Consider the following 9,298-nt stretch of genomic DNA (forward strand, 5'->3'; position numbering starts at 1 on the left):
TCGACCGGGCTCCGTGGGGTGAGGTGCACCCGCCGCCGTCGGACCGGGACGCCCGGCAGTGGGTGTGGTGACACCCCCGAGCCCACCCCGGGGCGGGAGGGCTCGGGGTGAGGGAAGCGTCGTCGGTGCGACCCTCTACCGTCGTGAGCGTGACCTCCGGTAAGGGCAAGACCTCCCGACAGACCCCCGCACCCGCGAGCGACGCCGTCGAGGGCCTGAGCCTGCGCGACGACGACGGTTACGCGCCCCTGCGCACGTACGCCGCGATCGGCGACGGACGCACGGTCGCGCTCGTCGCGCAGGACGGGGCGATCGACTGGCTGCCGCTCCCCGGCATCGACGGCGTTCCGGCGTTCTCGGCCCTCGTCGACTCTCGGCTCGGGGGCCGCCTCACGCTGCAACCCGAGGGCGAGTTCACCTCGACGCGGGAGTACCTGCCGGGAACGAACGTACTGGCGACGACCTTCACGACGCCGGACGGGGTCGTGCGCGTGACCGACGCCCTCACCACGGGGCTCGCTGGTCGGCTGCCCTGGAGCCAGCTGGGCCGCCGCATCGACGGCGTCCGCGGCGAGGTCGACATGGTCGCGGAGTTCGCGCCCGGCACGGCGTTCCGGTGCGCCTCCCCGTGGCTTCGCGAGACCCTGCATGGGTACGTCCTGCGCCTCGACGGGCTCACCCTCGCCGTACGCGCCGGGGAGGGCACCGACATCGACGTGCACGACAACCGCATCGGTGTCCGACTCAGAACCGCCAAGGGATCGCGACACATCCTCGGGCTCGTCGCCACCCAGGACGAACCGCTGTACCTCACACCGCCCGCCGACATCGACCGGGCGATCGATCACACCGTCGAGTCGTGGGAGCGGTGGAGTGGACACGTGTCGTGCTCGGGCCCGTGGGACGAGCAGGTGCGGCGGAGCATCGTCGCCTTGAAGATGCTCGTCCACGCGCCGACCGGAGCGCTCGTCGCGGCGGCGACGACCTCGCTGCCGGAGTCCCCGACGACGGAAAAGAACTGGGACTACCGGTTCGCGTGGGTTCGTGACACGGCGTACGCGCTCAAGGCGATGTTCCGGTTCGGGTTGCGGGAGGAGACGCACGCGGCGATCAGCTGGATGCTCCGGCGCATCCGCGAGCAGGGGCCGGAACCGCAGATCTTCTACACCCTGGAGGGCGAGAAGCCACCGCCGACCGAGACGATCACCGACGCCCCCGGGTGGCGCGGCATCGGTCCGGTGAAGAACGGCAACGGCGCGGCCGACCAGCTCCAGCTCGGCATCTTCGGCGACCTGTTCACCATCGTCCGCCTCTACGTCGACAACGGGCACGTGCTCGACACCCCCACCGGCCGTGCACTCGCCGACATCGCCGACCAGGCCTGCGACTGGTGGCGCCGCCCCGACGCCGGCATGTGGGAGCTGGAACGGACCGAGCACTACACGACTTCCAGGCTCGGCGCGTGGGAGGCCCTCACGAGCGCGGCCAAGCTCGCCGAGGCCGGGCAGATCCCCGGCGACAGCGCCCGGTGGACGGCCGAGGCCGAGCGCATCCGCACGTGGGTCGAGGAGAACTGCTGGGACGAGGACCGCCGGACCTACACCTGGTACCCGGGCTCCCAGGGTCTCGATGCCTCGATCCTGCTGCACGCCGTGAGTGGCTTCGATCGCGGCGAGCGTATGAGCTCGACGATCGACGCCCTCCGCAGCGAGCTCGGCGCCGGGCCGCACCTGTACCGCTACTCGGGGATGCGGGAGGAGGAGGGCGCGTTCCTCGCATGCAGCTTCTGGATGGTCTCGGCGCTGCATCTCGTGGGCCGCACCGCCGAGGCGCGGGAGCTCATGGACGAGCTCGTCGCCACCGCACCCAACGACGTCGGCCTCATGGCCGAGATGATCGACCCCGCCACCGGCGACTTCTGGGGCAACCTGCCCCAGGCCCTGTCACACCTCGCCCTCGTCAACGCGGCCATGACCCTCGAGTCCGACTCCGACGGGGCCGAGGGCGCGACGGACTGACCGCCGCTCCCCGGCCCGTGACGCGGTTCACGGACCGGGCAGTCGTCGACCTCACGCGCACGGACCACCCGTCGCCGAGGATGGGGCCATGGGGCACGACATGCCGACGGCCTCGTCGGAACCTCGCGCTGAGCGGGGCCCGGTCGTCATCGCCGGCGGCTCCGGCGCGCTCGGGACGGCGCTCGCCGACGATCTCACCGCCCGCGGCGTGGAGGTCGTCGTCCTCACGCGACGCCCCGCCGCAGGCCTGCGACACCGACAGGTCGCGTGGGACGGGCGCACCCTCGGCCCGTGGGTCGCCGAACTCGACGGATGTGCCGGCGTCGTCAACCTCGCCGGTCGGCTCGTCGACGCCCGTCCCACGGCGGCCAACATCGCCGATCTGCGCGCCTCCCGGGTCGACTCCACACGCGCCCTCGTCCTCGCCTCGCAGCAACTGGCGAGGCCGGTGCCCCGGTGGCTGCAGGCGTCGACCACCGCGATCTGGTCCGATGCCGGGGAGGCGCGTCTGGACGAGACGTCACCGCTGCCCGACCCGGGTCTGCCCCAGATGACCGGCGTCGCGCGCCCGTGGGAGGAGGCGGTGGAGGGGGCCAATGCGGATCATGTCGTCGTGGTCCGGACCTCGATCGTCCTCGCCCGCGACACCCCGGCCCTCGACCGGTTGCTCCTGCTGGCCCGCCTCGGACTCGGTGGGCAGGTCGGTGAGGGACGCCAGTGGTTCAGCTGGATCCACGTGCAGGACTGGCTGACGATCGCGCGCGCCGCCCTCGGCCTGGAGCCCGAGCTCGACCTTGGCCCGGGTGTCGTCGTCGCGGCGGCGCCCAACCCCGTCCGCAACGCGGAGCTCATGGCGATCCTGCGACGAGCCTCCCGGCGGCGGTTCGGCCTCCCCACACCGGCGCCGCTCCTGCGCCTCGGCGCGCTCGCGCTGCGCACGGACCCGGCCCTCGCCCTCACCGGACGTCACACCACCTCACGGGTCCTCGCCGAGGCGGGGATGACGTGGCGGTTCCCCACCCTCACCGACGCCGTGGACGACCTCGTCGGCCCGCGGCCCGCGCCGCCGGGCCACTGAGCGGCCCTCTCTCGTCCCGTGCATCAGGCGCTCTCCGGCCTCGTCGTCGGCACGCAGCGGGATGGTGCTCGGGCCCGGTGGCGCGGCGGGACCGCGCGGCGCCCGGGCCTGAGCGCGGGTCGGGCGCGTTGGCCGGGTGGGCACGGCGGATGCGGCGGCTGAGGGTTGCCGCCTCGTGTCGGCGGACCGCGCTCTCAGGCACCGGGAGGTGACGGGGGAACCGGTGTTCAGGCCAGGTTGCGGGTCATCTCGAGCAGGTAGCGGCCGTCGGGGAGTTCGTGGCGCGCGGTGGGGACGAAGTTGAGGCGCGCGTAGAAGCGTCGCGCGCGGACGTTGTCCTCCATGACGTGGAGGTGGAGTCCCGACCCGCCGGAGGACCATGTCCACACGACCGCCGCGTCGACGAGTTCCGTGGAGACCGACGTGCCGCGGGCGCGCGGCGCGACCCACATCGAGAGCATCTCGGGGACGCCCTCCTTGGCCTCGGGGTTGATCCGGACCATGCCGACCGGGTCCTCGTCGAGGAAGGCGAACCACGAGGTCGCGGTACACCAGTCGCGCCACAGCTGTTCGGGGTACTCCGCGCTCTGCGCGTACGACCCGCAGTAGGCGTGCGGCGAGTCCTGCAGGGCGGCCAGGCGCACGGCCCGGTAGGTCCGCCACTCGTGCGGCTCCAGCGACCTGACGACGACACCCATAGCGCGACGGTACCGACCGCCGAGCGACCTCGCGTGTCGACGAGGCGGGATCGACGCCGGGTCGACCGGCGCCGGCGGTCGTGCCCTCGTGAGGACACGGGCGAGGTCGCGGGCGAGGGCGAGCGGCGAGAGGGAACGAGGATGGAGGCGGGAACGCAGGTGAGGATGCGGCGAGGAGGTCGTGATGGCGACCTTTCGGCGGCATCCTCACCTGCGATGCTCACCTCGGGCGGAGAGTTGTGCCCGGAGTCGCGAGGCGGTCTGCGCGGGCCCGGAGGGTCGGACGGTGGGCGCGTGGCGAGGGTCCCGACTGCCGCGAACGGGGCCCGGTGCGAGTGGGCGGTGATCGTGGGCGGATCATGTCGCCGTGATCTCACGCGAGAACGTCAATGCGCTCGACCGACTCCTGCGAGAGTCCGGCAGCACCGTGTTCTTCGGCGGCGCCGGAACCTCCACACGCTCGGGCATCCCCGACTTCCGCTCCCTCGACGGCGGGTTCGAGGTCCTCGGCCGTCCGGCGGTCGCCGACTTCTCCTCCCTTCTCAGCCTCACGTGCCTGCGTGAGGATCCCGAGGCGTTCTGGGACTTCTTCCGCACCTACCTCGCCTACCCCGACGCCCGGCCCAACCGCACCCACCGGGCGCTCGCCGAACTCGAACGGCAGGGCCTTCTCTCCTGCGTCGTCACCCTCAACATGGACGGGCTGCACCAGGCCGCGGGGTCGACGAACGTCGTGGAGGTGCACGGCTCGGTGCATCGGCACCACTGTGTGCGCTGCGGGCGCACGTACGGCCTCGACCTCGTGTTCGCCGAGGCCGTACCCCACTGCCCGGTGTGTGGCGGAGCCGTCCGCCCCGACGGTGCGTTGTTCGAGGAGCCTCTCGACGAGGCGGACGTCGTCGCCGCGGTCGGCGCCATCTCGACCGCGGACGTGCTCGTGGTCGGCGGCACGACCCTCGGGGTGTACCCGGCCTCCGGCATGGTGTCGGCCTTCCGCGGCAGCGATCTCGTCATCGTCAATCTCGAGCCGACGGCGATGGACTCCCGTGCCAGCCTCGTCGTCCGCGGTGAACTGGGCGCGGTGCTGGGCGAGGTCGCCGGGGTGGAGTGAGGCGAGGGACCGCCGTGCAGAGGGCCGCGGGCGCGGGCACGATGACGGCATGTGGTTCGACTCCCTCTCCGACCTCGTCCGTGTCGTCGCCGTCGGCGGGTGCGCCTACGTCGTGCTCGTCGCCGGGGCGCGGGTCGCGGGCAAGCGCACCCTCGCCAAGCTCAATGCGTTCGACTTCGTCGTCACCGTCGCGTTGGGCTCGGTGCTGGCGACGGTGCTGTTGAGTTCCGACGTCTCGTTCGTCGAGGGAGTCACGGCGATGGCGTTGCTGTTCGTCGTGCAGTGGCTCGTGTCCCAGGTGTCGGTCCGGCTGCCGACGGTGCGGCCGTTCCTCGTCTCCCGCCCGACCGCCCTTGCCCTCGACGGCGTACTGCTCCGTGACGTCATGGTCGCCGAGCGCATCACCGAGGAGGAGATCGACCAGGCCCTCCGACGCACCGGCCGGGGGAGCCTCGAGGGAGTCGTCGCGGTCGTCCTCGAGAGCGACGGACAGCTTTCCGTCATCGGCGAGGGCGACCTCGGCTCGGGCTCCGCGCTCACCTCCGTCGACGGGTGGCCGACCTCGCGCAGCGGTTCGGGGTCCGGGGGAGCCTGCGGTCGTGAGGCCGCGGAGGCAGGACGACGACGCAGGCAGGGACGCAGGTGAGGATGCGGAGAGGAGGTCGTGATGGCGGCCTTCTGGCCACATCCTCACCTGCGACGTCGCGGCGGCGCCGTGGAGTCGCGCAGTGGTGCGGCCCGTCGCTGTCGACCACGACGACCGGTGGGCTCGGATGCGCCCTGGGACCCGCAGAGAGGAACACCGCTCACCGACGCGACGGGGTGCGTGACACCGTGACGCCCACATCGTCCGTCCGTCGAAGGAGTCGGCCATGACACCGAAGCCCAACCCCGAGGTCGGGGCGTTCATCGCGACCGGGGCGGTCGAGACCAATCACCATGACCTCGGCACCGGCGACGATGGCGTGCCCCTTCTCTTGCTTCACGGCTCCGGGCCCGGTGTGAGCGCGTGGGCGAACTGGCGGCTCGTGATCGAGCGACTCGCGCCGCAGCGACGGATCCTCGCGCCCGACCTCGCCGGGTTCGGGTTCACACGGGTGCCGGAGGTGTTCACGTACTCGCGACAGGCCTGGCTCGAGCAGATCGTCGCCTATCTCGACGCCCTCGACGTCCCCCAAGTCGACGTCGTGGGCAACAGCTTCGGCGGGTCGATGGCGCTCGCTCTCGCCATCTCGCATCCGCAGCGGGTGCGGCGGCTCGTGCTCATGGGCAGCGTCGGGGTGCCGTTCGACCTCACCGACGGACTCGACGCCGTCTGGGGATACGAGCCGTCGGAGCAGGCGATGGGCACCCTCATGCGCGAGACGTTCGCGTACGACGCCTCGCTCGTCACCGATGAGCTCGTACGGATGCGGTACGAGGCGAGCATCCGCCCCGGCGCGCAGGAGGCGTTCTCGGCGATGTTCCCGGCGCCGCGGCAGCGATGGGTGGACGCGATGGCGCACCCGGAGGCGGACATCCGCGCGATCGGGCACCGCACCCTGCTCGTGCACGGCCGCGACGACCGCGTCATCCCCCTCAGCACGTCGCTGACGCTCCTGAACTGGATCGACGAGGCCCGCCTGCACGTGTTCGGCCGTTGCGGGCACTGGACCCAGATCGAGTACACCGCCCCGTTCTGCGCCCTGATCGAGGGGTTTCTCGATGAGAGCTGACGGCTGCGCGCCGCCGCATGACGAACGGCGCCCCGGACGGCGACGCACGCGGCCCCCGGTGAATGACATCGGTGTCGTTTGCTGGCACGATGGCGGAGGTGCCCCGCGAGGGGCCGGACCACGGGGGCGGGGGTCCTCGGACCCGAAGGAGGAGACATGGCGCAGAGCGCGAACGCAGCGGATCGGCTGCCTGCCGGCGAGGAACGCGCCGCCGGAGAACTCGACGAACTCGAGACGGCCATCCTCGCCTTCGAACGGCAGTGGTGGAAGTACCCCGGCGCCAAGGAACAGAGCATCAAGGAACTGTTCGACATGACGTCGACGCGCTACTACCAGGTGCTCAACGCCCTCATCGACGACCCCGCCGCCCTCGCCCACGACCCCATGCTCGTCAAGCGCCTCCGCCGCATGCGCAGTTCGCGACAGAAGGCCCGCTCCGCCCGGCGCCTGGGCATGGACGCCTGACCTCACGGCCGACGCCTCGGCAGACCGATCTCCCGCGTTCCGGCGTCACCTCCGCCCGCCGTCGTCGCCCGGTGCGATGACGGCGCATCGGCGTCGGTGCGGCCTGACGAACCGCCGCGACGTGCCCGGCCGCGACCACTCGGCGCGAGGGCCGTCATCGCCACGGATCCGCTCGTTCGCCCGGTGTCCCCAAGCGTCCCCGACCGTTTGCACTCACCCCACCCGAGTGCTAATCATGGAGTTAGCACTCCTGCCCCGTGAGTGACAGAATCGGCCCGTCCGAGGCCTGTTGCACGCGGGTCGGGACGCAACCGACCGACCGGATCCGATGAGGGTCGCACGCGCAGGCGCGATACGGCGCACCTGCCGGGTGGCTCGTCCGTCGCGGGCATCGCCCGGTCTTCGTACACCGCAACGTGTGGGAGGAACCACCGCACATGGCCAAGATCATCGCTTTCGACGAGGAGGCCCGTCGCGGCCTCGAGCGCGGCATGAACACGCTTGCCGACGCCGTCAAGGTCACCCTCGGCCCCAAGGGCCGCAACGTCGTGCTGGAGAAGAAGTGGGGCGCCCCCACGATCACCAACGACGGTGTCTCCATCGCCAAGGAGATCGAGCTCGAGGAGCCGTACGAGAAGATCGGCGCCGAGCTCGTCAAGGAGGTCGCGAAGAAGACCGACGACGTCGCCGGTGACGGCACGACGACGGCCACCGTCCTCGCCCAGGCGCTCGTGCGCGAGGGTCTGCGCAACGTCGCCGCCGGTGCGAACCCGATGGGCCTCAAGCGCGGCATCGAGAAGGCCACCAAGGCCGTCTCCGACGAGCTGCTCGGCATGGCCAAGGACGTCGAGACCAAGGAGCAGATCGCCGCGACCGCGTCGATCTCCGCCGCCGACACCCAGATCGGCGAGATGATCGCCGAGGCCATGGACAAGGTCGGCAAGGAAGGCGTCATCACCGTCGAGGAGTCCAACACCTTCGGGCTGGACCTCGAGCTCACCGAGGGCATGCGCTTCGACAAGGGCTACATCTCGGCGTACTTCGTCACCGACCCCGAGCGCATGGAGGCCGTCCTCGAGGACGCCTACGTGCTCATCGTCAACAGCAAGATCGGGTCCATCAAGGACCTCATCCCGCTGCTCGACAAGACCAAGCAGGCCGGCAAGCCGCTGCTCATCGTGGCCGAGGACGTCGAGGGCGAGGCCCTTGCAACCCTGGTGCTCAACCAGATCCGCCGCATCATCAACGTCGTGGCCGTCAAGGCTCCCGGCTTCGGTGACCGCCGCAAGGCCATGCTCGGCGACATCGCCATCCTCACCGGTGGTCAGGTCATCTCCGAGGAGGTCGGCCTCACGCTCGAGTCCGCCGACATCGACATGCTCGGCACGGCCCGCAAGGTCGTCGTCACCAAGGACGAGACGACGATCGTCGAGGGCGGTGGCGACGCCGACCAGATCCAGGGCCGCGTCAACCAGATCCGCGCCGAGATCGACAAGAGCGACTCCGACTACGACCGCGAGAAGCTCCAGGAGCGTCTCGCCAAGCTCGCCGGTGGCGTCGCCGTCATCAAGGCGGGGGCGGCGACCGAGGTCGAGCTCAAGGAGCGCAAGCACCGCATCGAGGACGCCGTCCGCAACGCGAAGGCCGCCGTCGAGGAGGGTATCGTCGCCGGTGGTGGCGTGGCGCTCATCCAGGCCGGTGCCAAGGCGTTCGAGGGTCTCACCCTCGAGGGCGACGAGGCCACGGGCGCGAACATCGTCAAGGTCGCCATCGAGGCGCCGCTCAAGCAGATCGCCGTCAACGCCGGTCTCGAGGGTGGAGTCGTCGCGGAGAAGGTGCGCGGTCTCGAGCCGGGCCACGGCCTCGACGCCGCCACCGGCGAGTACGTCGACCTCATCAACGCCGGCATCATCGACCCGGCCAAGGTGACGCGTTCCGCGCTGCAGAACGCGGCCTCCATCGCGGCCCTGTTCCTCACCACCGAGGCCGTCATTGCGGACAAGCCCGAGAAGGCTGCTCCGGCGATGCCGGGTGGCGACGACATGGGTGGCATGGGCGGCATGGGCTTCTGAGGAAGCGCGAGGCCGGAGTGAGGATTCATGCGCGCAGCGCCGAATCCTCGCGGAGGCTGAGTGCGACGAGGAAGCCAGGTCGAGCAGGGCTTCTGAGGAAGCGCGAGGCCGGAGTGAGGATTCATGCGCGCAGCGCCGAAT

General features: G+C 71.1%; 8 protein-coding genes. 7 read left to right on the plus strand and 1 reads right to left on the minus strand.

All coding sequences use genetic code 11. From position 1 onward, the window contains the following. The first annotated feature begins 215 nt into the window (after positions 1-215). Together RT054_RS13710 and RT054_RS13715 are read left to right on the plus strand one after the other, a co-directional pair. Complete coding sequence (locus RT054_RS13710) at positions 216-2,018, plus strand: glycoside hydrolase family 15 protein (protein WP_313024713.1); 1,803 nt, start codon at positions 216-218, stop codon at positions 2,016-2,018. Between the two features lie 88 nt (positions 2,019-2,106). Further along, entirely contained in the window at positions 2,107-3,096 is a 990-nt protein-coding gene (locus RT054_RS13715; protein WP_313024578.1) for an NAD-dependent epimerase/dehydratase family protein, read from the plus strand. 227 nt (positions 3,097-3,323) lie between these two features. On the opposite strand, the gene RT054_RS13720 is transcribed toward RT054_RS13715, so the two are convergent. Beyond that, positions 3,324-3,794: a GNAT family N-acetyltransferase gene (locus RT054_RS13720; RefSeq protein WP_312717762.1), complete on the minus strand. Its 471-nt coding sequence runs from the start codon at positions 3,792-3,794 to the stop codon at positions 3,324-3,326. Between the two features lie 367 nt (positions 3,795-4,161). On the opposite strand from RT054_RS13720, the gene RT054_RS13725 reads away from it, so the two are divergent. The 5 genes from RT054_RS13725 to groL all read left to right on the plus strand — a co-directional run bounded on the left by RT054_RS13725 (position 4,162) and on the right by groL (position 9,157). Continuing rightward, positions 4,162-4,905: an NAD-dependent protein deacylase gene (locus RT054_RS13725; RefSeq protein ID WP_312717764.1), complete on the plus strand. Its 744-nt coding sequence runs from the start codon at positions 4,162-4,164 to the stop codon at positions 4,903-4,905. Between the two features lie 49 nt (positions 4,906-4,954). Then, positions 4,955-5,551, plus strand: coding sequence for a YetF domain-containing protein (locus RT054_RS13730; protein ID WP_312717766.1), 597 nt, complete (start codon positions 4,955-4,957; stop codon positions 5,549-5,551). Positions 5,552-5,777: 226 nt separating this feature from the next. Beyond that, positions 5,778-6,620 carry an alpha/beta fold hydrolase gene (locus RT054_RS13735; RefSeq protein WP_312717768.1) on the plus strand — a complete coding sequence of 281 codons (843 nt, stop codon included), beginning with the start codon at positions 5,778-5,780 and terminating at the stop codon, positions 6,618-6,620. A 156-nt stretch (positions 6,621-6,776) separates the two neighbouring features. Continuing rightward, complete coding sequence (locus RT054_RS13740) at positions 6,777-7,085, plus strand: DUF3263 domain-containing protein (protein WP_312717770.1); 309 nt, start codon at positions 6,777-6,779, stop codon at positions 7,083-7,085. 437 nt (positions 7,086-7,522) lie between these two features. Next, a complete protein-coding gene (groL, locus tag RT054_RS13745; protein ID WP_312717772.1) occupies positions 7,523-9,157 on the plus strand; it encodes a chaperonin GroEL in 1,635 nt (544 codons plus the stop codon). Positions 9,158-9,298 lie beyond the last annotated feature (141 nt).

The sequence above is a fragment of the Mobilicoccus sp. genome (assembly GCF_032060985.1).
In the GTDB taxonomy this organism is placed as follows: domain Bacteria; phylum Actinomycetota; class Actinomycetes; order Actinomycetales; family Dermatophilaceae; genus Mobilicoccus.

Bases quoted from the DNA above. Each gene is read 5' to 3' on its own strand.
- RT054_RS13720 (WP_312717762.1), bottom strand. From the start codon at position 3,794: ATGGGTGTCGTCGTCAGGTCGCTGGAGCCGCACGAGTGGCGGACCTAC.
- groL (WP_312717772.1), top strand. From the start codon at position 7,523: ATGGCCAAGATCATCGCTTTCGACGAGGAGGCCCGTCGCGGCCTCGAG.
- RT054_RS13715 (WP_313024578.1), top strand. From the start codon at position 2,107: ATGGGGCACGACATGCCGACGGCCTCGTCGGAACCTCGCGCTGAGCGG.
- RT054_RS13740 (WP_312717770.1), top strand. From the start codon at position 6,777: ATGGCGCAGAGCGCGAACGCAGCGGATCGGCTGCCTGCCGGCGAGGAA.
- RT054_RS13735 (WP_312717768.1), top strand. From the start codon at position 5,778: ATGACACCGAAGCCCAACCCCGAGGTCGGGGCGTTCATCGCGACCGGG.
- RT054_RS13730 (WP_312717766.1), top strand. From the start codon at position 4,955: ATGTGGTTCGACTCCCTCTCCGACCTCGTCCGTGTCGTCGCCGTCGGC.